The following is a 26946-nucleotide window of genomic DNA, read 5'->3' as shown; positions in this document are numbered from 1 at the left end:
ACGGTCAGGGGCGGTTGAAGGCGACGGAACGCCAGTCGCTGGCTTCGATGAAGCCGAGCATGTGCGGACGCCCGTCGAGGGTATCGGTGGAGACGAACAACGAGGCGCCGTAGCCCAGGGTCGAAGACGGCAGCTTCAGCGCCTTCTCCAGCGCGGCCATGCATTCGCTGTGGGTCACCAGCACCAGGTTGCGCCCGGCCACCTTGTGCGCCAGGGCATCGCGCAACATGCTGCGTTTGCAGTCGAACAGCCAGTCTTCGCCACTGCCGGCCTTGCTGAACATATAACCCGAGGTCTGTACCGCGCGGGTCAGCGGGCTGTGGTAAATGTCGGCCTTGTCCAGCCCCAGGTGCTCGAACTGCGCGCCGACCCCCACCGCCACGTCACGGGCACGGTCGGTGATGCCGTCGGGCACGTTCAGGCAGGCGGCCCTGGAATGGTCGCAACGCTCGACGTGACGAATCAGCACAATCATCTGGCCCTTGGCCCAGCCGGCGCTCAAGGCCCTGGCGCCGGCCAGGTTGCCGTGGGCCAGGTCCGGCACCGCCGCGGGCTTGAGCAGAAAGAACACCAGCGGCAGCACCAGCAAGGCCACCAGAGCGATCACCAGGCTATTGCGATAACGGGCAAAACGGCTCGCGACGAGCGCGGGCTTTGCCACCGGAAGACTGAGTCCTGACGCCACGTGCGAGCCGCCCCTATATGACCACCAGACATTGAGTTGAGCAGCGCAGCAGACGCTAACCGCCGCTCATGACAAATCGAGTGCGTGGCACCCGATCGAGGGTCGGACTTTAGGCAGCGAGGCGTGGCCGCCCAGTGAAACGGATGTGAAAAAAAGCTCAATCGGCCAGGCGGTTTCTGGAGCGAAATCAGGCCCTTGGAAAGCCCCAAAATGGTGCAAAAAACTAATGCGACGAAATCGTTTCAGCTATTGCCCTTGCCGCCGATACACACCTGCGAACAAATCCTTGCTGGCCACCAATAACAACAATCTTCCAGCGATACATGATCAAGCAGCACAACGTTCCTGGAGGAATTGCATGAATAGCTGGTTCGGCAACATCAGCGTCAACCTCAAGTTAGGCCTGGGCTTCGGCCTGGTCCTGGCCCTGACTACCATCCTCGCCATCACGGGCTGGACCAGCCTGGGCGGTCTGATCGACCGCAGCAACTGGATGAGCGACATCACCCAACTGAACGCCGGGCTGACCAAGCTGCGCGTGACCCGCCTGCAATACATGCTGACCAACGGCGACGAAACCGCCGCGCAGAATGTGCAGGCCTCCCTGGACGACTTCTCGGCCCAGCAACAGAAGCTGCAGAACAGCTTCAAGAACCCGGCCAACATCAAGCTGCTCAAGGAACAGGGCACCACCATCAGCGCCTACCAGGCGTCCCTGAACAAGATGCGCAACGCCTACCGCAACGCCAATGCTGCCCGCGCGGTGATGAACGGCAACTCGGAAACGGCGCGCAACCTGATCAACAGCATCACCACGCGCGTTCAGCAAATGCCCCTGAGCGACCAGCGCTTCGAACAGTTCCAGGCCATCACCAAGGCCCGTGAGGAGTTCCTGCTGGCGCGCTTCGAAGTCCGTGAATACATCTACAACAGCACCGCGGAAGCCGAACGCAATGCCGCCGCCCAGATCAACGCGGCGATTGCCGCGCTGGGTGGCCTGGACAGCCATTTCAGCAGCACCCAGGGCGATGCCCTGCGCCAGTTGAAAACCGCGCTGGATGACTACCGCACCTCCCTGCTGACCTTCAAGGCCGCGGTCAGCGAAGCCGGCCAGGCGCGCAAGGAAATGACCGAACAGGGCGCCCTGATCGTCAGCCAGAGCGAAGAGCTGTACCAGTTCCAGCTCGACCGCCGCGACGAAGAAAGCGTCCAGGCCCGCAGCCTGCAACTGATCAGCACCCTGCTGGCGCTGCTGGTGGGCATCCTGGCCGCGGTGATCATCACCCGCCAGATCACCCGTCCACTGCGTGAAACCATGACCGTGGTCGAGCGCATCGCGTCCGGCGACCTGACCCAGGACGTGCGCGTCACCCGCCGCGACGAACTCGGCGTGCTGCAACAAGGCATCGGCCGCATGGGCGTGACCCTGCGCGAACTGATCGGTGGCATCCGCGACGGCGTGACCCAGATCGCCAGCGCCGCCGAGGAACTGTCGGCGGTGACCGAGGAAACCAGCGCCGGGGTCAACAGCCAGAAGGTCGAGACCGACCAGGTGGCCACCGCCATGCACGAGATGACCGCCACCGTGCAGGAAGTCGCGCGCAACGCCGAAGAAGCCTCGCAAGCCGCGGCCGCCGCCGACGGCGAAGCCCGCGAAGGCGACAAGGTGGTGGCCGAAGCCATCGCCCAGATCGAACGCCTGGCCAGCGAAGTGGTGCGTTCCACCGACGCCATGAGCGTGCTGCAACAGGAAAGCCAGAAGATCGGCAGCGTCATGGACGTGATCAAGGCCGTGGCCGAACAGACCAACCTGCTGGCGCTGAACGCCGCCATCGAAGCCGCCCGCGCCGGTGAAGCCGGTCGCGGTTTCGCCGTGGTCGCCGACGAAGTCCGCGCCCTGGCGCAACGCACGCAGAAATCCACCGAGGAAATCGAAGGCCTGGTGGCCGGCCTGCAGAACGGCACCCAGCAAGTGGCCAACGTGATGAACAACAGCCGCAGCCTGACCGACAGCAGCGTCGACCTGACCCGCAAGGCCGGCGTCTCCCTGGAGAACATCACCCGCACGGTGTCGAACATCCAGTCGATGAACCAGCAGATCGCCGCCGCCGCCGAACAGCAGAGCGCCGTGGCCGAGGAAATCAGCCGCAGCATCATCAACGTGCGCGACGTCTCGGAACAGACCGCCGCCGCCAGCGATGAAACCGCCGCCTCCAGCGTCGAACTGGCGCGCCTGGGCAACCAGCTGCAAATGATGGTCAGCCACTTCCGCGTCTGACCCTCAAGGCCCTATCGCGAGCAACCTCGCTCGCGATAGGCCGCCCACCCTCCCCAATCCCTGTAGCCGCTGCCGCAGGCTGCGATAAGGCCGAAGGCCTTCGGCGGTCTCAGGACCTTTGCGTCCGCTTCGTCGGAATGCCGCCCAGGCCGATCGCAGCCTCGCGGGCTCGGCAGCGGCTACAGGGTTCGGGTTCGGGTTCCAGGTTCCAGGTTCCAGATTCCAAGGTTCGGGGTTCGGGTTCAGGCTTGCGTGGGCCGGCGGCCGCCGTCGAGCAGCACATCCACCACACCCCGTGCCATCTCCACGTTATGGATCAGCGACCAGATCAGGCCACGCTCCACACCGCTGGCCCGCTCGGTGATCTCATCGGACACCTCTTCGGCCGCCTTGAGCAGGATCGAAACGTGAAGCAACGCCTCCTCGGCGCTGATGCCTTCACGTACACAAAACAACGAATCCTGGCCAACGACAGTGCCCACGGTTGGCTTGAGCGCATCCATCGGCGAACCATCACCACGATGCCGGCACAGCGCCTGAAGAATGCTTTCGTTGGCACGATCATGCTCAGGATTTCTACGTGAGCACGGAAGGGAAACGGGTGGATCGGGGACGAGCTTTTTCATGGCGTAACTCCGGAGTAGTGGAGCCATCACCCGTCGCTGCTAAACGAAAATAGGGTGGCAGCTATACGCGGGTTAGCAGACCAGGACTCCAGAGACCCAGCGCACCCAAGGGTGCCCCGCGCACAGCTGCCATAACAAACAAGTCAACAAGAAATGCCAACGAGTTAGATAGGGAGCTTGTACGTCTGGATTTTCCTCGAGCTGCTAAACCCGATCACCGAAAAACCGGTGACAAACCCGAGGCTAGACAGCGCCCTTCCCAGACGCAAGCGCCCCGGAGTTTCTCGGAAAAGCCTTACAAGATAAAGCGAAGAGCCTCACTTTCAGACAGCGTCCTACACGACAAAACACGTCATCCGCAGGACCTGATCGCGAGCAAGCTCGCTCCTACAAAAAGCGCCGATATAGCCGCGATCTCTGTAGCCGCTGCCGCAGGCTGCGATAGGACCGAAGGTCCTCCAGCGGTTTCAAAATCCCTGCGCCCCCTTCGGGGTCGATCGCAGCCTCGCAAGCTCGGCAGCGGCTACAGGGTTAGCGCCGACCGGTAGGTCGCGCATGGCGCAGCTTTTGATCTTGATCCAGCCGCCCTATCGGGAAGAACCTCACTCTCAGACAGCTCCATACACGAACTAACGCTCACAACCCCTGTAGCCGCTGCCGCAGGCTGCGATAGGACCGAAGGTCCTCCAGCGGTCTCAAGACCCTGCGTCCGCTGCGCGGCCGATCGCAGCCTCGCGGGCTCGGCAGCGGCTACAAGGGTTAGCGCCGACCGGTAGGTCGCGCATGGCGCAGCTTTGGCTTTGGCTTTTGATCTTGATCTACCCGCCCCATCGGGAGGCCGAGTGGAGGTGTTCATCAGGGGGATGGCGCGCAGCGCCCCTCGACGCAGTCGAGGACATCGTATGGAGGTCGAAGCGAAGCCGACCGGAGTCGATGCCCCCTGATGGACGCCGGAGCGAGGGAACCTGAGCGCAGCGAAGGCCGTACGCAGGGGCAAGCGTTTTTGCTTACTTTTTTGGCGTCTGAAAAAAGTGAGTCGCCGTAAGGGCGAAACCGCCAGCAGCCGTTACCGCAGAAACGGATATGTACCCCGTCTAAAACAAGCAGCGAAACCACCACCGCCATCGCGGCCAATCAAACGTCGACCGACCGCTCCTACAGACGCCTACGCTACTCGATCCGCCAAATCCGCACCGTGGCATTCTTCAACTCCAACGACCACTCCTCTTGCGACAAACGAAGCCGCCGCAGCGTCTCCCCCATCTGCGTCTCCGCCACATAATCCTTGGCAATCACCAGAACCAGAAACTTATTCCGACCCCCCTCCATCCGTCGCAACCGATGCAGATCCGCAAACACCGACCAGACCACAGACTCACCCCGGTCAACCTGCGGAAACCAGAGTCGCCCATCGCCATCCTCTCGCAGCACGGACCGGGTCTCGGCCATCCCCTTGCCCATCAGGCACTTGGGAAATGACACATCCCCCAGGCATTTCACCTCGGCCGCCATGTCGAGATCTTCCGTGTACAGGTCGACTTTCGTACGTCCTCCGGCCTTACCGCTGGTCCAGATATCCGGATAACCCTGCTGCCAGGCATACAGGCTGAGCTCGGCCTGAATCCAGTGCTCCCGGCAATCGCTCAGCTCCAGCACCTGCGCCATGCGCTCGCTGATCGCATCAAACGCCCCGAGAAAAACCTCCGGCCATGCAATGGCTGTGTTCATTTTTTTGGACTCCGTTCCTGAAAGGGTCAGGGGGAGCTTTCGCGCTCCCCCAAGCGTGCCTGCCTCTTGCGTATCGGCACCCGCGGCAGCGTCTTGAACCCTGCGCCGCCGCGCCAGCCAGCCCGAGGCAAGACGAAGCCGCCCCTTACCGGGTCCCGCGCAAGCGCAACGCCGACGGCATGAAGTAAGCGTCTTCCGGCACCGGCTGGGCAAAGTCCACGGTCTGCGCTTCCTCGTTATCCAGGTTCTGCACGTAGTAACGACGCGCCTGCAGATCATGGAACACGTCCAGCGCGCTCCAGGTCGTCGGCAGGTCGTAGAAGTTCTTCAGATAGGCCATCGACACCCGCCACAGATCCCCGCGGCCATCGTATTGGTCCACCACCGCCGCGCCCCAGCTGTCCTCGTCGAGAAACAGCACTCGCTTGGAATAGATGTGCCGGGCATTGGGCTTCAAGGTGCCTTCCACCACCCATACCCGATGCAACTCATAACGGCTGTACTGCGGGTTGAGATGCCCGGCCTTGAGCAAATCGGCGTACTTCACCGCCGGGCTGGACACCTTGTAGTTGTTGTACGGAATGTAGATTTCCCGCTTGCCCAGCAGCTTCCAGTCGTAGCGGTCGGGCGAGCCGTTGAACATGTCGGTGTCGTCGGCCGTGCGCAACCCGTCGGACGCCGCGATCGGCGTGTCGTACGCCAGGTTCGGCGCGCGCCGCACCCGGCGCTGGCCGGCGTCGTAGATCCAGGCCTGGCGGGCCTCCTTGATCTGGTCCAGGGTCTCATGCACCAGGGCGGCGCCACCGGCCAGGCGCGCCGGGCTTTTCACGAAGGCCAGGTAATAGAACAGGACGTTCTTCAAACCGGCGAATTGCCCGTCCTTGCGGTAGTAGTTGAACAGCCCTTCCTGCTGCGAGGTCACCAGCGCGAAGCTGCCATTGCGCTGCACCGGCGCCTCGGAAGCGCGGCGTACCACATAGGTGCCGCGGTAGCGTGTGATGTGGTTCCACAACGCCTCGACCCCGCTTTTCGGGATCGGGAACGGCACCCCGCCGTAGGCATCGGCAAAGCCGTTGCCACCGTCGAGCAGCTTGGCGCTGGTGGCGTTCCTGTAGGTGTTGTCATACACCCATTGCGGCGCCGAGCCGGAGCGGCGGCTCTTGTACACCGGCATCTGGAAGGTGTCCGGGTAGTTGTTGAACAGGGCGATTTCACCGGCGGTGAGGTTGGCCTTGTACTGCTCCAGGTTGGCCTTGGTGATGGTGAACAACGGCGTGTCGCCGGCGAACGGGTCGACATGGTGCTTGCCGGATTGATAGCCCTGGGGCGCCTGGGTGATGCCGCCGTCCCAGGCTGGAATGGTGCCGGCCGCGTTGCCGGCACGCTCGGCGCCCAGCGGTGTCAGGCTGCCCTTGAGTGTTTGCGCCTCATCGCCGTTCGCCGCCAGGGCGCTGGCGGCGGCCATGCCCAGGGCCAGCGCCAGGCCGGCGTGGATCAATCGGTGCTTGTGCAACATGGATGCTCTCCGAAGCGGCTCGACAGGTGCCGCAGGCTGATGGCTCACAGGAAGTACTTGAGGTTGAAACCGATGTTGTCGCGGTCACGCACGCCGTTGTTCTGGCCACCGCCGAAAAACTCGGTGTACTGCAACTCGGCTTCCAGCTTGTTCTGGTAGTTGGCCTTGACCCCCAGGGTGTAGGCCTTGCGTCCCTCGATGAAGTTGCCGGCCTGGTAGGAGTTGCCCTCGAAGTCGTCCTTGTAGACCACGTAGGGCGACACGTTGACCCCGGCGTACACGTCGTTCCAGGTGCCGTTGAACATCAGCGTGTAGCTGTAGGCGTTGCGGTTGACCTGATCGTCGCGCTCGCCCCCGGAGACGTAGGAAAAGTTGCCGGTGCCGGCGTAATAGCGGGTGCTGCCGTCATGGGCCGTGTATTTCAGGCTGCTGCCGCGCAGGTGTTCGGAGGCCAGTTCGAACACCCCGAACAACGAGTCGAACGACAGGCTTGGGCCGAAGTTGTAGATGCTGCCCAGGGAGGCGTTGAAGGCTTCGATCCGTTCGGCGTTATTGATCTCGCTGTCGAGCCGGACCATTTGCCCGCCGACATTCACGGTCCGGCCGGCCGCCGCGGCCGCCGCGCCATTGGCCAGGTCGCCGACCAGGTCGTTGGTGGCCGCGATGCCGATCGGCAGGTTCGGCCGGTAAGCCAGTTCGCCGAACACCGACGCCGGCCCCAGGGTGGTGTTGAAACTGAAGCCATACATGCGGATGTCTTCGGCGTACCGGCGGTGAGCCTGGATATTGCCCATCACGTCGGCCGTGGCCAGGCCGTTGGCCAGCGCCTCGGCCTGGCTGCCGGCCACCGGGCGCAGCAGATTGGCCAGGGCATCCATGTCGACACCTTGGTACCCGCCCAGGTCGGCGGCAATGGTGGGCTCCTTGGCGTGATAGTTGACCAGATACAGGCCGAACTCGGTGCTGTTGAGCGACTCGGCCATGTAGCGAAAGGCGAAGCCGTATTGGCCGTCGTTGCGCGCGTTGATGTCCTTGCCCACCGAGGCCACCTTGAGGGTGTTGCCGAATGCCGGGGTGATGCCGTTGGCGTACAGGCCGGTGCTGCGCAGCACGTTGCCCAGCACCGGGTTGTTGCCCAGGGACTCATACAGCCCGATGACGTTGCCGAAGCCCGGCACCGGGGTGTCCAGCGCGGTGCCGCTGAAGTTGTTGTAGGCCGTGCGGCCGCCGTCGGCGAACAGATCGGTCTGCGAATAGAAGGTGCCGACCGGGTCGATGCGCGTCTCCTTCCAGTTCCACTGGTAGAAGCTTTCCAGGGTCAGGTTGTCGCTCAGGCCGATGTTGAAACTGATGGCCTCCACCGGCATCAGCACTTCCTTGACCTCGGCGCCAGGCAGACGGTACTTGGCGGCGTCCACCGGGTTGGTGGTGTTGACCCCGCCGCGATAGAAAATCCCCTCGCCCCAGTTGAACACCTGGCGCCCGAGCCGCACCGACAGCGGCATCTGCGCCACATCCCAGTTGCCGTAGACATAGGCATCGAGCATCTCCACGCGGCTGCCGGCGATGTCGCGGGTCTGGCTGCTGAAGTGATCGTCCCGGGGGTTGCTCTGGCTCGGCTGCGAGGGCTGGTTGTTTTTGTAGTAGTCGTTGCGCTTGTCCATGATCTGGGTGTCATAGAACGCCGTGCCGCGCACGAACATGCCGTAGTTCTGGTAGTTGGCCTCCAGCTCCGAAGTGATCTTGTAGACCTCCGAAGCCAGCCCGGTGTCGAAATTGCGATTGCCGTCGTTGGTGTTGACGTCATCGTTGCTCTTGTCCCGCCCCTGGACCCGCCACAGGCGGCCGTAGGACAAGGTGCTGTCGAACGAGCCGGTGACCTGGTTGTCCAGCACGCTGAACTCCATGGCCTGCACCGCATCGACCGCGCACCATTGCAACACGCCCAGCAGCCCGACCCCGGCATAGCTGGGTGCCGCGTACCATTTGCCCGGTGCTCCCGGGTGCCGACTCCACACGCTGATCGCCATCGCTTGCATCCCCCTGACTGACTCTTGTTATTTTTCTGTCCGCTTGCGCTGCACTACTCGGTGCCTGGCCCGGCATCTGCCTCGATCCCGGCGCGCACAAAATTGCGGCTGTGGGCGCCCAGGTTCCGGATCAGTTGCAACAGTTGCCCGTTCAGCGCCGCATGCTCATGAGGTTCCCGGGCCAGCGCGTTGCCGGCGCTGAAGCTCTGGTTGGCCGCCGGGGTCTGCAGCCACTGGCCGATGGCCTCGTCGAAGGCCACGGCCTGGGCGCTGGATTCGGCGCTGATCACCTCGCGCGGGTAGTCCACCGAATAGGGCGGGTAGCTCGCGTCCCGCTCGGTGTCGGCATAGGCCGCCAGCATCGGGTGCGGCTGCCCGGCCAGCAGCAGGCCGTGCAGCCAGTTGAACTGGTATTTCTCCACTTCCGTGTGGCGGGTGGCCGCGCGTTCGATCGCGGCCTTCTTGTCCGCGTCGTAGCCGGCCAGGGCCTTGCTCTCCATCAGCAGCATGTCGGCCAGGTCGAAGCCCGGCAGCGCCGTGGCGTGATAGGGCTGGGTCAGGTCCTGGATGTAATGCAGGCCCCAGCCGAGAAAGCGGTAACCCCAATAGGGATGCCCCTTGGCGAAGGCGAAGCGCGCCAGGTCGAGAAACTGATAGGCCCGCCAGTGCGGCCAGTTGCGTTGCAGGAACGGCGCGGCGGCATACACCACCGGGTTTTCGTGGAAAAACCCCATGTGGAACGGCGCCTGGGAGCTGTACTGGAACCGCGCATCGCCGAAGGGCTGCTGGCCGAAGCCATAGCGCGCGCCGACATCGCCGGGGTTGTCGCTGAACAGGTTGATGTCGTGGCCGTAGTCCGGCTCGTCGGCGGCACTGGCCAGCACCGCCAGCGGCGCGACGCGCTCGGCGGGACCCAGGGCAATGAAGCGCTGGATGTTCCAGGGCGAAAGGGTCTGCTCGACCATCACCTGGTCCGCCGCCAGGTGCTGGCGCCGGGGCTGGTCTTGCCCGACCATCGGCTGGATCGCCAGCGCCAGGTGGATCTTCGGGTTGAGCCGCAGCGCCTGGAGGAATGCCTGGCGCGGATTGTCCCCCGGCTGCTCGCCCAGCTTCAGCCCGTCCGGGCGCGGCGGATAGTGCGCGAAGTGTTCACGGGCAAACTGCTCCTGCCGCTCGAGCAGGACCACCAGCCCCGCATGCTCCTGCACGAGGAACGGCTCCAGGGCTTCGACCTCGACTTCGGGCGCGTCACGCAACTGCGGCAACGCCTGCAAGGCCAGGTAGCTGCCCACGGTGTGGTTGGACCAGGCCTGGGCATCGGGCGCCATCGCGCAGGTTCCCCACGCCAGCCCCCACCACAGCGCTACAGACAACTTCATCGGCTTTTCGCTCTTATTGGATCAATCGGCAGTGGGGATCGAGCCTAACAACCGACCCCGGGCCTGACACTGTCCAATCTGGCCAAAAAAACTCTCCGATAGCGCCACGCCGTTGCCCGCGAACCCACGCAGCCGCCAACGCCGCGCGCCGGCAAAACCCGGGCGCGACAACCGCTGGCATGCGGCCGGGTTCAGGCCGGGTAACCGGTGATCTCGCGAATGCTGCGGTACAGCGGGCTGAGCTGGCGGTACATGCGCACGTACACCTCACGGTACAGCCGTTGATAGAGCTGCTGCGCCTGGGGTTGCGGCTGGAAGACCTCGGCGACGCGGGTCATACCGGCGATGGCCGTGGGAAAATCCGGGTACAGGCCCAGCCCGACCGCACAGGCAATCGCCGCGCCGAGCCCGGAGGCTTCGTACACATGCGGACGCTCGGCGGGCAGGCCGAAAATGTCCGCCGTCAATTGCATGGCCGCGTCGCTCTGGGAACCGCCGCCGGCCACCCGCAAGCAAGTAATCGGGGTGCGGGTGCGCTGCTCGATGCGTTCCTTGCCCTGGCGCAGGGCGTAGGCCAGGCCCTCGAGAATCGCCCGGTAGATATGCGCCCGGGTGTGCACGTCGCCAAAGCCGATCATCGCGCCCTTGGCCTCGACGCCCGGCTCGCGGATTCCGGGCGACCAGTAAGGTTGCAGCATCAGCCCCATGGAGCCGGGCGGCACCGCGTTGACCAACGCATCGAACAACACCTCCGGCTCCAGCCCCTGCTCGCGGGCCTGCTGCATTTCCCGCAGGCCGAACTCCTGCTTGAACCAGCTGACCATCCAGTAGCCGCGATAGATCATCACTTCGCAGTTGTAATGGTCGGGCATCGCCGAGGGGTAAGGCGGGATCAGCGGGATGATTTCCCGGTAGCGGGACCGGGTGGTGGTGATGGTCGCCGTGGTGCCGTAGGACAGGCAGGCAGTGCTGCTGTCCTGCACCCCCGACCCCAGCACTTCACAGGCCTTGTCGGCCCCCGCGGCAATCAGCGGCAGACCTTCGGGAATCCCGGTCAACTGGCTGGCCGCGGCGCTGATATGCCCCAGGACCTCGCCCGGTTTGCGCAGGCTCGGCAGTTGCTCGGGGCGCACCGCCAGGGCCTGCCATTTCCAGTCACGGGGCGCGGCCCAGCGCAGGCGCTTGTAGTCGAAGGGCAAAAAGGCCACGCAACAGCCGACCGAGTCGACAAAGTTCCCGGTCAGCCGATGGGTGAGAAAGCCCGACAGCAGCAACAGCTTGTCGGTGGCCGCCCAGACGTCGGGCTGGTGCCGGGCGATCCAGTTGACCTCGGCCTGGGCGCGAAAGTAGTCCACCGTGGCCTGGGCCCCGATCAGCTTGAACAGCCAGCTCCAGGGGCCCTTGATGTCGCCCTCGACTTCGGTCTGGCGCTGGTCGAGCCAGAGGATCGCCGGACGCAAGGGCTTGCCGTCGGCATCGACGTTGATCAGGGTGCCGCGCTGGGTCGTCAGCGACACGCCGCGGATCTGCCGGCGATCGATGCCGGTCTGCTGCCACAACTGCTGGCAGGCCTCGCCGAGTTTGCGCCAGTAGTAATCGGGGTCCTGCTCGGCCCAGCCGGGTTGGCTGGAATAGTAGGCCTGCAACTCGACCTTGCCCTTGCCCAGCAGGTTGCCTTGCAGGTCGAACAACAGGGCCCGCACGCTCTGGGTGCCATTGTCGATCGCCAGCAGATAGGGCTTGTCGTTGTTCATGGATGGCTCTTGGGTAGGCTTCTATAGGCAACCTCGGGCAGGCTGTGATAACGCAGCCACAGGTCGTGATAACGCTGTTGTTCCTGTTCCCAGCGCGCGTCGTCCCAACCGAGCAGGGGCTGGCACAGGGCGCGGATCGCCGGCAGTTCGGCCGCCGCGCCGTTGGCCAGCAACAGGCCCAGGCGGGTGCGGCGCAGCAGCAGGTCGTCCAGGTGCAGGACCATCTCGCTTTGGGCGGCAAACGCCAGCTCGGCCCACAAGGTGTCGCTGCTGCCGACGCAGCCGCATCCCAGCTGCGCCAGCCATTGCGCCAGTCGCGGCAGGTCGCGCCCATGGCGCCCGGCCAGGCGGCGCAGCTGGCCACTGCTCAGGCCCGCGACCTCCACCGCCGGCACGGCCGCGAACACCGCCGCGTCGGCATCGTCCAGGGTCCGCCCGAGCATCGCCGCACAGGCCTGCAACACCTCGAGGGCCTGGGTACGAAAGGTGGTCAGCTTGCCGCCGGCCAGGGTCACGCAGCCCGGCTCGCACCACAGCGCATGCTCGCGGGTTTCACTGGAAGGCTTGCCCGCCGCGGCGGCGCTGCCCACCACCGGGCGCACCCCGGACCAGGTCGACAGCACATCGGCGGCGCCGATGCGCGCCTCGGGAAATTGCTGCTCGCAGGCCGCCAGCAGATAGGCCAGCTCCTCGGCACTGATGCGCGCGCTCTGGTCGAGGTCTTCGCGGTGATCGAGGTCGGTGGTGCCGACCACGGTGGCGCCTTCCCAGGGAAACACGAACACCGGGCGCCGATCGCTGTCATGCAGGAAGCTGAATGCCTGGGCCACCGGCAGGCGCCAGCCGGGCAGCAACAGGTGGCTGCCGCGCAAGGGTCGCAAGTGGCGGTTCTCGCCAGGCGGCGCGAAACGCCCGGCCCAGGCCCCGCTCGCCACCGCCAGCACCGCGCAACGCAGGGTCAGCGCCTGGCCGCTTTCCACGTCCTCGACCGACACCCCGCACACTCGCCCCCGTTCGCGCAGCACCTGCTGCACGCGCAGGCCATTGAACGCCTGGGCGCCATCGGCTCGCGCCTCGGCCAGCACCCGCATCACCAGCCGGGCATCGTCGGTCAGGGCATCGAGAAAACACGAGCCGCCCAGCAAGCCTTCGGCCTTGATGCCGGGCGCCAGGTAACGCATCTGCTCGACGTCGTGGAAACGATGGTTGCGCCGCCCGGCCAGGGCGTCGTACACCGCCAGCAGGCCACCGAACACCCGCGGCCCGGGAAACACACCGCGATAGTGCGGCATCAGAAAGCTCATGGGCTCCACCAGCCCGGGCGCTTCGTCGAGCAGGCGCTGGCGTTCGCGCACCGAATCGCGGGTCAGGCGCCATTGGCCCTTGGCGATGTAACGCAGGCCGCCATGGACCATTTTCGAGGAGCGGCTGGAAGTGCCCCAGGCAAAATCGCGCTGTTCCAGCAGCAGGCAGCGCCAGCCGCGCCGCGCCGCCTCACGCAGGATCCCGGCCCCGCTGATGCCGCCGCCAATCACGATCAGGTCCCAGCTCTGGCCCGCCAGGGTCGGCAGCTGTGCCTGGCGCCATTGGGCATTCCAATCCGAGCTCATGGGCCTTACTCCTCCAGCAGGGTGCCGGGGTTGAGACGCCCGGCAGGGTCGAAGTGCCGGCTGAGGCTGCGCAGGGCGGCGATCGCCAGTTCGCCTTTTTCGTGCGGCAGGTAGGGTGCGTGGTCCTTGCCCACGCCGTGCTGGTGGCTGATGGTGCCGCCGTGCTCGACGATGGTCTGGCTGGCCGCATGCTTGAGCGCCTTCCAGCGGGCCAGGGTGGCCGGATAATCCGCGGCCGGACGGAACACGTAGCTGGTGTAGATGCTCGAGCCTTCGCCGTAGACATGCGACAGGTGGGTGAAGACATGGACCTGTTCGCCTTCGGCCGCCAGGCAATCGCGCAGGCTGGCCTCGATGCGCTGCAACAGGTTGTCGACATTGCTCCAGTCGGTGGCGGTCTCCAGGGTGTCGACCACATAGCCGGCATGCCAGAGGCTCTCGCGCAGGTAGGGAAAACGAAAGCGGTTATGCGCCCACTTGTTGCCCAGCAAGGTGCCGGTGAACACCCCGCCGAAGGCTTTCAGGTGCTGCCTGGCCTGGCGCAGGGACAGGGCGTTCTGCTGGCGGTTGCCGGTCACGCCGAAGGTCAGCAGGCACTTGCCCTGCCCCGCCCCGCGCAGCTTCAGGTATTTCTCCAGCCAGGCGATCTGCCGCGGATGGCCGGCCAGGGCCAGCTGGGTCTCGGTTTCCACCGCGTTCGACAGCCGCAGCATGGACAGCGGCACCCGGGCCTGGGCCAGTTGGCGGATGGCCTGCAGCGCCTTGGGCCAGTCCGGCAGGAACACGCCATAGAAGCGCTCGTCCTCGACCAGCGCGCTGACCCGCACCTTGACCGAGGAAATGATCCCGAAGCGCCCCTCGCAGCCCAGCACCACCTCGCGCAGGTCCGGCCCCGCGGCCGACGCCGGGAATGCGGGAATCTGCAAGGGGCCGGCGAAGGTTTCCAGGGTGCCGCCGGCGAACAACTGCTCGATGCGCCCGTAGCGCAGGGACTGCTGGCCGCTGGAGCGGCTGGCGACCCAGCCGCCCAGGGTCGACAGCTCCCAGGACTGCGGGAAGTGCCCCAGGGTATAGCCGCGGGCGCGCAACTGGCTTTCCACCTGCGGGCCGCTGGCGCCGGGGCCGAAGGTGGCGATCAGGCTGCTTTCGTCCAGCTCCAGCAGGCGATTCATCCGCGCCATGGACACGGTCAGTACCGGCCGCGTCGAAACGGGTGGGTTGATGTGGCCGGCCACCGAGGTGCCGCCGCCGTAGGGGATCAGGCACAGGTCCTGCTGTTCGGCCAGGGCCATCAACTGGCGAACCTGCTCGGCGCTATCGGGAAAGGCCACGCCGTCCGGGTAGCGCTCCAGCGTGCCTTCGCGCAGGGCCAGCCAGTCCGGCAGGCTCTGGCCGCGGGCATGCAGCAGCCGGTCATGGGCCTCGATGCTGTACAGCGCATGGGGCATCAGGCGCGACGGCGGCACCCGGGCCAACGCGGTTTCCAGCGAAGCATCCGCCAGTCGGCTCCCCGCGCCGATACGCTGCGCAAGAAACCCCGCGCCCTGGGCGGGCAATTCGACCACCGTGCTTTGTTCGCCCCAGCCGTTCCAGCGTCGCATGCCTGTGCCCCTTGTGTCGTGCTTGTAAGTATTGGTTTTCAAGGCCCCCATACTAGTTCGCGGCGCACGGGTGTCACGGTCGCATCAGGCCAGTTCGAGTAGCCAATTGGGTCAGCCGGGGACAAGGGGCCGAAGCATTTACTTTAGTCCCGCTTTCAAATTACCTTTCAGGGCGCCGACGCCTGCTGGAACAGCCTCCCACTCGGTTCCCGCGCGCGTCCATCCACGTCCCGGCGCCAGGAAACCCACCATGCACAGCCTTGGCTACACCTCGGTCCCACCGCTGCTCAAGTACCTGCGCTATGCCGAGCAGCTGGGTATCGCCATTGAACCTGCGCTGGCGGCCGCGGGCTTGCAGGCCGGGCAATTGAGCGACAACAGCCTGCGCCTGCCCGGCGAGGCCCATGAGCGTTTGCTGGACTATTTCTGCGAGCATTCGGCAGACCCGTTGTTCGGGCTCAACTCGGCGCGGTTCGTGCTGCCCAACTCGTGGAACGTGCTGGGCTACATCACCATGAACTGCGCGACCCTGGGCGACGCGATGAACCGGATCATGCCGTTCGAGAAGCTGGTGGGCGACATGGGCGTCAGCCGCGCCGAGCAGGTCGACGGGCAAATACACTTGACCTGGAGCTGCCGCCACCAGCGCCCCACCTCGCGCCGGCACATGGTGGAGAACGTGCTGGCGTCGTGGCTGCTGTACGCACAGTGGATCGCCGATACCCGGTTGAGCCCCATCGCCGTGTGGTTCGAGCATTCGCTGCCGGCGGGGGCCGAGCTGGCCCAGTACGAGGCATTTTTCGGCAGCCCGGTGCTGTTCGACCAAGCCTATTCGGCGCTGATCGCGCCTGCGCAATACATGCAGTTGCCCCTGCGCCAGGCCGACGCCCAGTTGCTGCGTACCCTGGAGGAACATGCCCTGGGCCTGATGGCCTCGCTAAGCGATGCGCCGCTGCCGCAGCAGGTGAAAAACGTCCTGCGCCAGTTGCTCAAGGAAGGCCTGCCACGCAAGGAGCAGGTGGCGAAACAACTGGCCACCTCCGTGCGCACCCTGCAGCGCCAGCTGCAACAGGCCGGCACCGGCTACCAGCAGATTCTCGATGACCTGCGCCAGGAGCTCGCCGAGCATTACCTGCTGCACAGCGATCTGGCGATTCACGATATTTCCCAATACCTGGGCTTTACCGAACAGCGCTCCTTTCACCGGACCTTCAAAAGCCGCACCGGCATGACCCCGGGAGAATTCCGCCACACCCAGCGAACCCGCTAGCCACGCCATCCCTGTAGGAGCCAGCTTGCTGGCGATCCAGGCGGCGTGGTGCATCAGGCAGGACGCCATCGCGAGCAAGCTCGCTCCTACACAGGGACGTGGTGCATCAGATGCACCGATCGGGCTCAGACGCAAATGGCGTTGGTAAACACCAGCCGATTGCCGAACGGATCGAGCACCGTCAGGTCCTGGCTACCCCAGGGCATGGCCTGGATCTGTGGGTGGGCGAAGCGGTAATCCTTGGCCAGCAACTGCTGCTGGAAGGCTTCCAGCTCGTCGGTCTCGATGCGCAACGCAGAGCCCGGCGTGCTGTCGCCATGGTGCTCCGACAGGTGCAGCACGCACTCCCCACGCGACACCTGCATATACAGCGGGAAGTTGTCTTCGAAGCGGTGCTGCCAGTCGAGCGTGAAGCCCAGGAAGTCGATATAAAACTCCCGCGCCTTGGCCTCGTCGAAAATCCGCAGGATGGGGGTGGTTTTGCCAAAGCTCATTGCGCGACTCCCTGATGAAAGATGTCCACGGTATAGCAGGTGGATGTCAGCACTTCGGCTAGGCCAAGGCTTTCTTTAATATCATCAGGCCATCATTGTGACGGCGTTCACCTATTCGGCACCGCACGCCTTCAGCCGTTGAACCCTTCACGCAAATCCCCTTGCCGCGCCAGGAAGCGCCCATGCCGGCGGCCATTGGCCTGGCCTTCGGCATAGCTGCGCACGCCGTTGACCCACACGCCGTCGATCCCCTCGGCCGCCTGTTGCGGGCTTTTGAAGTCGGCCACATCGCGGACCCGCGCCGGGTCGAACAGCACCAGGTCGGCCCAGTGCCCTTCGCGGATTTCGCCACGCTGCTTGAGGCCGAAACGCGCCGCCGACAGGCCGGTCATCTTGTGCACGGCGGTGTGCAGCGGGAACAGGCCGAGGTCGCGGCTGAAGTGCCCGAGCACCCGCGGGAAAGCGCCCCACAGCCGTGGATGGGGGAACGGGTCTTCCGGCAAGCCGTCGGAACCGATCATCGACAGCGGATGGGCAAGAATGCGCCGCACATCGGCTTCGTCCATGCCGTAGTACACCGCGCCGGCCGGTTGCAGGCGCCGCGCGGCCTCCAGCAGAGTCGTGCCCCACTCGGCGGCGATGTCCATCAGGTCGCGGCCGCCCAGTTCCGGGTGCGGGGTGGACCAGGTGATGGTGATGCGAAAGGCGTCGGTGACCTGCTTGAGGTCGAGGGTCGAGGAACTGGCCGCGTAGGGGTAGCAGTCGCAGCCTACCGGATGGTCTTTCGCCGCCTGCTCCAGGGACGCCAGCAATTGCGGACTGCGGCCCCAATTGCCCGCGCCCGCGCATTTGAGATGGGAAATGATCACCGGCGCCTTGGCCTGGCGGCCGATCAGGAAGGCCTCGTCCATGGCCTCCAGCACCGGCTCGAATTCGCTGCGCAGGTGGGTGGTGTACACCGCGCCGAAGGCGCTCAGTTCCGCGGCCAGTTGCAGCACCTCGTCGGTCTCGGCCGAGAAGGCGCTGGCGTAGGCCAGGCCTGTGGATAAGCCGAGGGCACCGTCTTCCAGGCTGGCCCGCAACTGCTCGCGCATGGCGGCGATTTCCTCGGCCGTGGCGGTGCGATACAGATCGTCCAGGTGGTTGCTGCGCAGCGCCGTGTGGCCGATCAGCGCCGCCACATTGACCGCCGGCTGCGCGGCGTCCACCGCCGCGCGGTAGTCGCGAAAACGCGGGTAGACGAAGGCCGCCTGGTTGCCCAGCAGGTTCATCGGGTCCGGTGGCTCGCCGCGCAGACTCACCGGCGAGGCACTGATACCGCAGTTGCCGACGATCACCGTGGTCACGCCCTGGCTGAGCTTGGGCAGCATCTGCGGCTGGCGGATCACCACGGTGTCGTCGTGGGTGTGCACGTCGATAAAACCGGGGGCCAGCACCCGCCCGGCGGCGTCGATTTCTTCGCTGGCGCGGGCGCCTTGCAGGTCGCCGATGCGGGCGATGCGGCCCTCGAGCAGGGCGACATCGGCGGGGTAAGCCGGGCGGTCGCTGCCGTCGATCACCAGGGCGTTGCGGATCAGGGTGTCGTAAAGCATGTCAGTCTCCCAGCGGCAGGCAATCGTCGCCGCCGCGGTAATCGTCCAGGGCCAGCTTGATGCGGCGCAGGCGTTCCTGGTTGTCTTCGGGCAGGGCCAGCGCCAGCTCGGTGGCCAGCACATCGATGGCCAACAGCATGCCGTAGCGCGCGGCCGTGGGTTTGTAGATGAAGGAGGTCTCGGCGCTCTGCAGCGGCAGCAGCACATCCGCCAGCTCCGCCAGCGGCGAGTCGGCCAGGGTGATGGCGAGCACGCTGGCGCCGTAGCTGCGGGCCAGCTCGACGGTCTCCAGCAATTCGGGGGTGATGCCGGTCAGGGAGCAGGCGATCAGCGCGTGTTGCGGGCCCAGGGCCGCGGCGGTCACCCGCATCATCACCGGGTCGTGGCAGGCGGCGATGGGGTAACCGAGGCGCACCAGGCGCACCTGCAATTCGTCGCTGCACAAGGTGGAACAGCCGCCCATGCCGAAGGCGTGAATCATCTGCGCCTTGCCCAGCAAGCGCACCGCATCGCGAAAGCGCGACTCGTCGAACCCCGCCAGGTGCTGGTGCAGGGTCGACTCGATATCGCCGACGATCTGCCGGTAGAAACCCGACTGCTCCGGGGTGCCCGCCGGGTCGAGAAAGCGGCTGCCGACGCCGCTGGCCTGGGCCAGTTGCAGGCGCAGGTCGCGCAGGTCGCGACAGCCCACGCTGCGGGCAAACCGCGACAGGGTGGCGGCGCTGACTTCCGCCTGCTGCGCCAGCTGTTCCAGGCTGGCCGAGGCGGCGAAGCCGACGTCATCCAGCATCAAGCGGGCGATGCGGCCTTCGCCGGCGCTGAAGGAATCCTGGCGGGAACGGATCTGGTAGAGGATGTCCATGGACGGCACCTGGGCTCAAAGCAATTGGGCAAGACCGGCGGTCAGGGCGAAGGCGACCACCGAGATCAGGGTCTCCAGCACCGTCCAGGTCTTGAAGGTCTGGGTCACGGTCATATTGAAGTATTCCTTGATCAGCCAAAAGCCACCGTCGTTGACGTGGGAGAAGATCACCGAGCCGGCGCCGGTGGCCAGCACCAGCAGTTCCGGGTGCGGATACCCCAGGCCGATGGCCACCGGCGCCACCACGCCCGAGGCGGTGGTCATGGCCACGGTGGCCGAGCCGGTGGCGATGCGCATCAGCGCGGCGAACAGCCAGCCCATCAGCAGCGGCGACAGCTGGAATTCATGGGCCAGGCCGACGATCTGGTCGGTGACCCCGGCGTCCACCAGGATCCGGTTCAGGCCGCCGCCGGCGCCCACCAGCAGGGTGATGCTGGCGGTCGGCGCCAGGCATTCGTTGGTGAACCTGAGGATCGATTCGCGGTTGAAGCCCTGGGCCAGGCCGAGGGTCCAGAAGCTCAGCAGGGTCGCCAGCAACAGGGCGATCACCGAGTTGCCGATAAACAGCAGGAACTGGTTGAGGCCGCTGCCCGGGGTGGAGATCAGGTTGGCCCAGCCGCCGATCAGCATCAGCACCACCGGCAACAGGATGGTGGCCATGGTGATCGAAAAACTGGGCAGGCGGGTGCGCGGCTCACGCTCGATGAACTGGCGCGCCAGCGGGTTTTCCGCCGGCAGTTGGATGCGCGGCACGATGAACTTGGCGTACAGGGGACCGGCGATGATCGCCGTGGGAATGCCGATCAGGATCGCGTACAGCAGGGTCTGCCCCACCGACGCCTGATAGGCCTGCACCGCCAGCATCGCCGCCGGGTGCGGCGGCACCAGGGCATGCACCACCGACAGGCCGGCGACCATCGGCAGGCCGACCATCAGGATCGACACACCGACACGCTTCGCCACGGTGAAGGCGATCGGCACCAGCAACACGAAACCGACCTCGAAGAACAGCGGCAGGCCCACCAGGAAGGCGATGCAGACCATCGCCCAGTGCGCGTTGCGCTCGCCGAAACGGTCGATCAGGGTCCGCGCCACCTGCTCCGCGCCACCGGACTCGGCCATCATCTTGCCGAGCATGGTGCCCAGGGCCACCACCAGGGCGATGTGCCCGAGGGTCTTGCCGACACCCGCCTCGTAGGCCCCGACCACGCCGGACGGCGGCATCCCGGCCATCAACGCCAGGCCCACCGAGACCAGGGTGATGACAATGAACGGATTGATCCGGTAACGCGCGATCAGGACGATCAGCGCGATGATGGCGATGGCGGCATAGCCCAGCAGCCAGTAGCCCGATGCAGGTGTCATGCGGTACTCCTCGAAAAAGGGTCACGTCGAATGCTTGTGAAACTCATAAATCATTTCGTGACCGCATTTTCAAACCGCATGAAACTAACTTTCGCACAGAGACATGCTTTGTCGCGAACAGACAGGTCATGTCGCGAATAATGAAAATTGGCGAGGGGGATTTTCATCCGCTGTAGCGCAAGGAGCAGAACCCCGCGGCCAGTGGCCACGGGGAGGAATGGCTTTCTGTAGGAGCGAAGCTTGCTCGCGATCAAGACCACGCGGTGGGTCAGGCAGGACGCCATCGCGAGCAAGCTCGCTCCTACAGGTGCAGGTTATTTGACGACTTTGCCCACGCCGCGTCCGCGCGGGTCGGAGGCCGTTTCCAGCTGGCGGCCGGTGACCCGGATTGCCTGGATATCGCCCATCTCCCAGCCCTGGTCTTCCAGGGTGTAGCCCAGGGCTTTCAGCTCGTCGGCGACCTTGCCGGTGAGCGGTGCGTAGGTGTCGTAGTAAATAGTGTCCTTGGGCAGCAACTGGTGATGCACGCGCTGCGCGGCCACGGCTTTTTCCAGCGGCAGGTCGAAGTCGTAGAGGTTGTTCAGCACCTGGAAGATCGAGGTGAAGATCCGCGACCCGCCCGGCGTGCCCAGCACCAGGGTGACCTTGCCGTCGCGGGTCACCAGGCTCGGGCTCATGGACGACAGCATGCGCTTGCCCGGCGCGATGGCGTTGGCGTCGCCGCCGACCACGCCAAAGGCGTTGGCCACCCCGGGCTTGGCGCTGAAGTCGTCCATTTCGTCGTTGAGCAGGAAGCCCGCGCCCTTGACCACCACGCCGCTGCCGTAGTCCCAGTTGAGGGTGTAGGTATTGCTCACCGCGTTGCCGTCGGCATCAACGATGGAGAAGTGCGTGGTCTGGTGCCGCTCCAGGCCCGGGCGGACTTTTTCAGTGGGCGAGATGGCCGTCGGGTTGATCTCGGCGGCGCGTTTTTTCAGGTAGGCCGGGTCGGTCAGCTGCTTGACCGGCACCTCGGAGAACGCCGGGTCGCCAAGGTAATCGGCGCGGTCGGCGAACACGCGTTTTTCGATTTCCGCCAGCAGGTGGATGTACTTGGCCGAGTTCAGCTCGACGCCCTTGAAGTCCGCCGTGCGTTCTTCCTTGATGGTCATCAGTTGCGCCAGGGCGACGCCGCCAGAGCTGGGCGGCGGCGCGGTGTACAGGGTGTTGCCGCGCCAGTTGACCTGCAGCGGCTCACGCCAGGCGACCTTGTAGTCCTGCAGGTCCTGCTTGGTGATCAGGCCTTTGTCGGCCTGCATCTGCGCCACCAGCAGGTCGGCGGTCTTGCCCTCGTAGAACTCCTTGGCGCCCTGGTCGGCGATGCGTTCCAGGGTCGCGGCCAGCTCCGGCTGGCGGAAGGTTTCGCCGACTTTCATGCTGCCGAAATAGTCGCCGAAGTTGGTGCTGTCCTTGAACAGCTTCAGCGCGTCCTCGCGGTACTGGTACTGCTTGTCGGCGACCTTGAAACCGTTTTTCGCATAGCCCACCGCCGGGGTGATCAGTTCGCTCCAGGGCAACTTGCCGAACTTCTTGTGCGCCTCCCACAGGCCCATCACCGTGCCCGGCACCCCGGCGGCGCGCGCGCCGACCAGGCTGAGGTTCTCGATGACCTCGCCTTTGTCATTCAGGTACATGTCGCGGGTCGCGGCCTTGGGCGCGGTTTCGCGGTAGTCGAGGAAGTAGGGTTTGCCGTCGATGAACAGGGTCATGAAACCGCCGCCGCCAATGTTGCCGGCCTCGGGGTAGGTCACCGCCAGGGTGAAGGCGGTGGCGACCGCGGCGTCCACCGCGTTGCCGCCCTTCTTCAGAACCTGCGCCGCAACATCGGCGCCATACTGGTTCGGCGCGGCGACCGCACCGCCCTCCAGCAACGCGGCGAAGGTCGGCGAGCTGGCGGCGATTGCCACGCTCAGGGCCAGGGTTTTGCACAGCAGGATACGCATGGAGTCCGTCCTTTTTAGTTGTTATCAGGCCAGACGAACCTTAGGCGCATTGGTGCGATTCGAGCAAACGGCAAGCGCAAAACGGCCGCCCGCAGGCAGCCGTTTGTCGTGGATGGATCAGTCAGGTCGCAACCGCGATGGCGCACCGGCAGGCGGCGACAGGAGCCCGGTTCAGCCTTCGAACTGCGGGTTGGCGTACTCGGCCAGCTTGCCCTGGATAAAGTCGAGGAAGCACTGGATGCGCAGGGCCAGCTGCGAGTTGCGGTAGTACACGGCGTTGATCGGCTGGCGATAGCCGCTGTTGAACTGGGCGAGGAGCGGCGTGAGGCGTCCGGCGCGGATGTCGTCGATGGTCATGAAGTGCGACAGGCAAGCGATGCCCTGCCCTGCCAGCGCCAGGTGGCGCACCGTCTCGCCACTGGAGGCGCTGATGCCCGGTTGGATCGGCCAGCGGTCGCCGTGCACATGGCGCAGCGGCCAGTGGTTGAGGGTTTCGGTCTGGGTGAAGCCCAGCAGGGTATGGTCGCTCAGCTCGGCCACGCTGGCGGGTGTGCCGTGCCGCTTCAGGTAGTCGGGGCTGGCGAGGATGTGCAGCGGGCTGCAACCGAGCGCGCGCGCATGCAGGGTCGAGTCCGCCAGGGTGCCGATGCGGATCGCGATATCGGTGCTCTGCTCCAGCAGGTCGATGATCAGGTCGTTGCTGTTGAGCTCCAGCTGGATGTCCGGGTACAGGCTACGGAATTCGGCGATGTAGGGCACGATGGCATGCAGCATGAACGGCGAGGCGGCGTTGATGCGCAGGCGCCCGGACGGCGTCTGCTGGCGGGACGACAGACGCTCTTCGAGTTCGTCCATCTGGTCGAGGATCAGCTTGGCCTGCTCGAAGAAATACTTGCCCTCTTCGGTCAGGTCCATGCGCCGCGTGGTGCGGTTGATCAGCGTGGTGTCGAGCTTGGTTTCCAGGCGCGACAGGGTGCGGCTGACCGCCGACGGCGTCTGCCCGACCTGCTCGGCCGCCGCGGAAATCGAACCGCACTCGATGACGCAGACGAAGATCTGGAGTTCGTCGGATCTGGCTTTCACGTAAGTCCTCTATCTCGGTTGGGCGCCTGTAGCCGCTGCCGCAGGCTGCGATAAGGCCGAAGGCCTTCAGCGATCTCACGACCTTGCGCCCCCTTCGGTGGCGATCGCAGCCTGCGGCAGCGGCTACATCCTGTGTCAGGCTTGTGGCACGCCACCGATAGTAGCCGGATTTACGCGGGGAGGTTGAACACCGCCTTGAGGTGTTCTTCGTAGCGCTGCACGTCGGCCTCGATGTTCGGGCGCTTCATCACGTCGACGCAGAGAAAGGTCGGCAGGCCGCGCATGCCGAGGAACTGGTTGGCCTTGTGGAACGGGAAGTACACCGCGTCCACGCCCTTGGCTTCGAAGAAGTCGGTCGGGTCGTCGAAGGCTTGCTGCGGAGCGTTCCAGGTCAGCGACAGCATGTACTGCTTGTCGTGGATCAGGCCGCCGCTGCCGTACTTCTGCGAGGCATCGGAACGGGTGCGGCCATCGCTGGCGTAGAGGCTGCCGTGGCCCTCGGTGAAGACTTCGTCGATGTACTTTTTCACGATCCACGGCGCGCCCATCCACCAACCCGGCATCTGGTAGACGATCACGTCGGCCCAGAGGAACTTGGCCACTTCTTCCTGGATGTCGTAGCCCTCGTCGATGTGGGTGACTTTGACGTCCACGCCGCCACGGTCCAGCACCGCCACCGCAGCTTCATGCAAGGTCGCATTGTAGCGGCCGTCGGAGTGGGCGAACTTCTTGCCACCGTTGAGCAACAGTACTTTTTTCATGATCCAGCCTCATCAGGAACAACCCTTTGGCGCTGCGCTGCAGGGCCGGGTCGAGAAGATTAAAAAACGATGGGGCGGAGAATATCGTTGAAAGACGATATGAATAAGCGCGATCCAGGCAAAAAGCATTTGACCAATACGCACGAATAAGCGGCGGATTCGTGTCGTAGAATTTTTAAAACTCCCTTTACTCAGGAACGCAGCATGTCCGAACAGCACGGTTTTATCCTTCACGCCAAGACCCGCCCGGAAATGTCCGAGGCCTTCGAGGTGCTGTTTCGCGCCTATGTCGAGCCGAGCCGGGCCGAACCCGGCTGCATCGAATACCACATGCTGCGCGACCAGCAGGAGCCGAGCCTGTTCATCTTCTATGAGATCTGGGAATCCCAGGCGCACCTGGACGTGCACTCCAACCTGCCGCACATGAAGGCGTTCTTCGACAAGCGCATGGATTACCTGGAGCGCGACTTCGATATCCGCCGCATCGACATGCTCAGCCCGTCGTCCGCTAGCCGCTGATTAGTAGATGGGCACCCAGCAGCACCAGGCCGCTGAAAAACACCCGCTTGAACAGCACGGCGCTGATGCGCTGGCGCAGTGCCTGGCCCAGCCACATGCCGAGCAGGGCGGGGATCAGGGCCAGCAGCGAGGCGCTGAGTTCGCCGCCGCCCAGGGCGCCGCGCCAGTACAGGCCGGCCGCCAGGGCCAGGGTCGAGACGGTGAACGACAGCCCCAGGGCCTGCACCAGTTCGTCCTTGTGCAGCCCCAACGCCTGTAGATAAGGCACCGCCGGAATCACGAACACCCCGGTGGCCGAGGTGATGACGCCCGTCACCAGGCCACAGGCCGGGCCCAGCCAGGCTTCCATTCGCGGCCGCAGCCGCAGGGTCGGCAGCAGCAATCCGCTCAGGGCATAGAGCAATAACGCCGCCCCCAGCGCCCGCACTACCCAATGCCCACCGTCGATGCCCAGCCACAGGCTGCCCAGGCCGGTGCCGATGAATATCGCCAGCAGCAGCGGCCACAAGCGCTTGAGCAAACCTCGCAAATGCCCGCCAAAGGCCAGTTGCCAGACATTGGTCAGGGTCGCCGGGATGATCAACAGCGCCGCAGCCTGCGTTGGCGCCATAGCCAGGCCGAGCAGGCCCATGGCAATGGTCGGCAGGCCGAGGCCGATCACGCCCTTGATCATGCCGGCCAGGACAAAGGTGCCGATTACCAGCAAGGACAGGAGCAAACCGAGGTTCTGGTAAAACGCGAGGGAAGTGTTCATGGCGCTATCCTGCGCCCGCGGCGGTGGGCTGAAAATCTGCCATATACTGAGGCAGCCTCTTGTTTGGCGAGAGGCTGTAGATTTTCAGTGGCTGTGATGGCCGCACAGCGGCGTTATCAAGGACACCCCCATGCACTTCGACCTGACCGACCTGCGCCTGCACTTGAACATCCTCGACGCCGGCAATATCACCGCCGGCGCCAGCCGCAGCCATTTGTCCCTGGCCGCGGCCAGCGCACGAATCCGCGCCATGGAGGCGTCCCTGGGCACCGAGTTCCTGCAGCGCGGCCGCCGTGGCGTGAGCCCGACGCCCGCCGGCAAGGCCCTGGCCCAGCACGCGCGCGGCCTGCTGCAACAGGCCGAGCACCTGCGCCAGGACCTGGCCGAATATGCCCGGGGCGTCAAAGGCCAGGTGCGCCTGTTGTGCAACACCACGGCGATCACCGAATACCTGCCGGAGCCGCTGGCGGACTTTCTCTGCGCCCACCCCAACCTCGACATCGACCTGCAGGAACTGCCCAGCCAGCGCATCACCCACGCCCTGCGCCAGGGCGCGGCGGACCTGGGGATAGTCTCCGACGCGGTGGATACCCAGGACCTGCAGACCCTGGCGTTTCGCGACGACCCGCTGGTGCTGGTCCTGCCCGCCCACCACCCGCTGGCGGACGGTCGGGCGGTGAGTTTCAGCGACAGCCTGCACCACGACTATGTCGGCCTCGCCGCCCACAGCGCCCTGGCCGTATACCTGGAAGAACAGGCCTTGCACCTGGGGCTGCGGATGGCGATCCGCATCCGCGCCGACGGCTTCGACGGGGTGATGCGCATGGTCGCCCGGGGCGCCGGATTGGCGGTGGTGCCCCGCGCCGCCATCGAACGCCGGGGGTCGGATGCGTCGCTCAAGGTGCTGCCGCTGGTGGAGGCCTGGGCGCAACGCAAGTTGCTGCTCTGCGCCCGCGACTTCAACGCCCTGCCGCCCTACGCCAAGGCCCTCCTGGAAACCCTGGGCCACCTGTAGGAGCAGCCGGTCGACGCTCGATTGCTCGCGAAGAGCGTTCGT

General features: G+C 65.2%; 21 protein-coding genes and 1 pseudogene. 5 read left to right on the top strand and 17 right to left on the bottom strand.

Translation table 11 applies throughout. The features are described from left to right. Positions 1–4: 4 nt before the first annotated feature. Entirely contained in the window at positions 5–661 is a 657-nt protein-coding gene (pmrG, locus tag PMI20_RS07200; protein ID WP_007920780.1) for a lipopolysaccharide core heptose(II)-phosphate phosphatase PmrG, read from the bottom strand. Positions 662–911: 250 nt separating this feature from the next. Here pmrG and PMI20_RS30915 point away from each other — a divergent pair. Both PMI20_RS30915 and PMI20_RS30910 read left to right on the top strand, forming a co-directional pair. After that, positions 912–2057: pseudogene (locus PMI20_RS30915) on the top strand (methyl-accepting chemotaxis protein); the annotation flags it as partial. Between the two features lie 42 nt (positions 2058–2099). Then, positions 2100–2963 (top strand): methyl-accepting chemotaxis protein, encoded by an 864-nt coding sequence (locus tag PMI20_RS30910; protein ID WP_370686826.1) that lies wholly within the window; start codon positions 2100–2102, stop codon positions 2961–2963. Between the two features lie 242 nt (positions 2964–3205). Here PMI20_RS30910 and PMI20_RS07190 read toward each other — a convergent pair whose 3' ends face one another. From PMI20_RS07190 to PMI20_RS07155, 8 genes are all read right to left on the bottom strand, one after another. Then, the gene (locus PMI20_RS07190; protein WP_007931007.1) at positions 3206–3589 is read right to left on the bottom strand and encodes a hypothetical protein; all 384 of its coding nucleotides are present in this window, start codon (positions 3587–3589) and stop codon (positions 3206–3208) included. Between the two features lie 1170 nt (positions 3590–4759). Beyond that, positions 4760–5317 (bottom strand): hypothetical protein, encoded by a 558-nt coding sequence (locus PMI20_RS07185; protein WP_007932492.1) that lies wholly within the window; start codon positions 5315–5317, stop codon positions 4760–4762. 145 nt (positions 5318–5462) lie between these two features. Beyond that, positions 5463–6833 carry a DUF1329 domain-containing protein gene (locus tag PMI20_RS07180; RefSeq protein ID WP_007932490.1) on the bottom strand — a complete coding sequence of 457 codons (1371 nt, stop codon included), beginning with the start codon at positions 6831–6833 and terminating at the stop codon, positions 5463–5465. A gap of 44 nt (positions 6834–6877) precedes the next feature. Then, positions 6878–8863, bottom strand: coding sequence for a DUF1302 domain-containing protein (locus PMI20_RS07175; RefSeq protein WP_007932488.1), 1986 nt, complete (start codon positions 8861–8863; stop codon positions 6878–6880). Positions 8864–8916: 53 nt separating this feature from the next. Beyond that, a complete protein-coding gene (locus tag PMI20_RS07170) occupies positions 8917–10242 on the bottom strand; it encodes a phospholipase C/P1 nuclease family protein (protein WP_007932486.1) in 1326 nt (441 codons plus the stop codon). Positions 10243–10433: 191 nt separating this feature from the next. Further along, entirely contained in the window at positions 10434–11996 is a 1563-nt protein-coding gene (locus PMI20_RS07165; protein WP_007932474.1) for an FGGY-family carbohydrate kinase, read from the bottom strand. Then, positions 11993–13606, bottom strand: coding sequence for a glycerol-3-phosphate dehydrogenase/oxidase (locus tag PMI20_RS07160; protein ID WP_007932471.1), 1614 nt, complete (start codon positions 13604–13606; stop codon positions 11993–11995). Before PMI20_RS07160 ends, PMI20_RS07165 begins: the two co-directional genes overlap by 4 nt. 5 nt (positions 13607–13611) lie before the next feature. Then, complete coding sequence (locus PMI20_RS07155) at positions 13612–15207, bottom strand: FAD-binding oxidoreductase (RefSeq protein ID WP_007932470.1); 1596 nt, start codon at positions 15205–15207, stop codon at positions 13612–13614. A gap of 250 nt (positions 15208–15457) precedes the next feature. Here PMI20_RS07155 and gliR point away from each other — a divergent pair, with 250 nt between their 5' ends. Then, positions 15458–16477, top strand: a complete 1020-nt coding sequence (gene gliR / locus PMI20_RS07150) for an AraC family transcriptional regulator GliR (protein WP_007932468.1) — start codon at positions 15458–15460, stop codon at positions 16475–16477. Between the two features lie 125 nt (positions 16478–16602). Here the strand turns inward: gliR and PMI20_RS07145 are convergent, their stop codons facing one another. From PMI20_RS07145 to mdaB, 7 genes are all read right to left on the bottom strand, one after another. After that, positions 16603–16971, bottom strand: coding sequence for a glyoxalase superfamily protein (locus tag PMI20_RS07145; protein WP_007932466.1), 369 nt, complete (start codon positions 16969–16971; stop codon positions 16603–16605). Between the two features lie 131 nt (positions 16972–17102). Beyond that, a complete protein-coding gene (locus tag PMI20_RS07140; protein ID WP_007932465.1) occupies positions 17103–18563 on the bottom strand; it encodes an N-acyl-D-amino-acid deacylase family protein in 1461 nt (486 codons plus the stop codon). 1 nt (position 18564) lies between these two features. Beyond that, positions 18565–19425 carry a MurR/RpiR family transcriptional regulator gene (locus PMI20_RS07135; RefSeq protein ID WP_007932463.1) on the bottom strand — a complete coding sequence of 287 codons (861 nt, stop codon included), beginning with the start codon at positions 19423–19425 and terminating at the stop codon, positions 18565–18567. 15 nt (positions 19426–19440) lie between these two features. Further along, a complete protein-coding gene (locus tag PMI20_RS07130) occupies positions 19441–20790 on the bottom strand; it encodes a GntT/GntP/DsdX family permease (protein ID WP_007932461.1) in 1350 nt (449 codons plus the stop codon). A 314-nt stretch (positions 20791–21104) separates the two neighbouring features. Then, on the bottom strand, positions 21105–22772 hold the full coding sequence (ggt, locus tag PMI20_RS07125; protein ID WP_007932459.1) for a gamma-glutamyltransferase: 1668 nt from the start codon (positions 22770–22772) through the stop codon (positions 21105–21107). A gap of 171 nt (positions 22773–22943) precedes the next feature. Then, on the bottom strand, positions 22944–23855 hold the full coding sequence (locus tag PMI20_RS07120; protein WP_007932451.1) for a LysR family transcriptional regulator: 912 nt from the start codon (positions 23853–23855) through the stop codon (positions 22944–22946). Between the two features lie 170 nt (positions 23856–24025). Beyond that, positions 24026–24616, bottom strand: a complete 591-nt coding sequence (gene mdaB / locus PMI20_RS07115; RefSeq protein WP_007927414.1) for an NADPH:quinone oxidoreductase MdaB — start codon at positions 24614–24616, stop codon at positions 24026–24028. Between the two features lie 204 nt (positions 24617–24820). Here mdaB and PMI20_RS07110 point away from each other — a divergent pair, with 204 nt between their 5' ends. Beyond that, positions 24821–25135 carry a putative quinol monooxygenase gene (locus PMI20_RS07110; protein ID WP_007927412.1) on the top strand — a complete coding sequence of 105 codons (315 nt, stop codon included), beginning with the start codon at positions 24821–24823 and terminating at the stop codon, positions 25133–25135. On the opposite strand, the gene PMI20_RS07105 is transcribed toward PMI20_RS07110, so the two are convergent. Beyond that, positions 25125–25889 carry a sulfite exporter TauE/SafE family protein gene (locus PMI20_RS07105; RefSeq protein ID WP_007927411.1) on the bottom strand — a complete coding sequence of 255 codons (765 nt, stop codon included), beginning with the start codon at positions 25887–25889 and terminating at the stop codon, positions 25125–25127. The genes PMI20_RS07110 and PMI20_RS07105 overlap by 11 nt on opposite strands. 130 nt (positions 25890–26019) lie before the next feature. On the opposite strand from PMI20_RS07105, the gene PMI20_RS07100 reads away from it, so the two are divergent. After that, positions 26020–26904, top strand: a complete 885-nt coding sequence (locus PMI20_RS07100; protein ID WP_007927409.1) for a LysR family transcriptional regulator — start codon at positions 26020–26022, stop codon at positions 26902–26904. The last annotated feature ends 42 nt before the right edge of the window (positions 26905–26946 follow it).

Origin of the sequence: Pseudomonas sp. GM17 (genome assembly GCF_000282175.2) — a bacterium.
In the GTDB taxonomy this organism is placed as follows: Bacteria; Pseudomonadota; Gammaproteobacteria; order Pseudomonadales; family Pseudomonadaceae; genus Aquipseudomonas; species Aquipseudomonas chlororaphis.
Note: the sequence above shows the minus strand (reverse complement) of the source record. Positions and strands in the feature narration are given on the sequence as shown.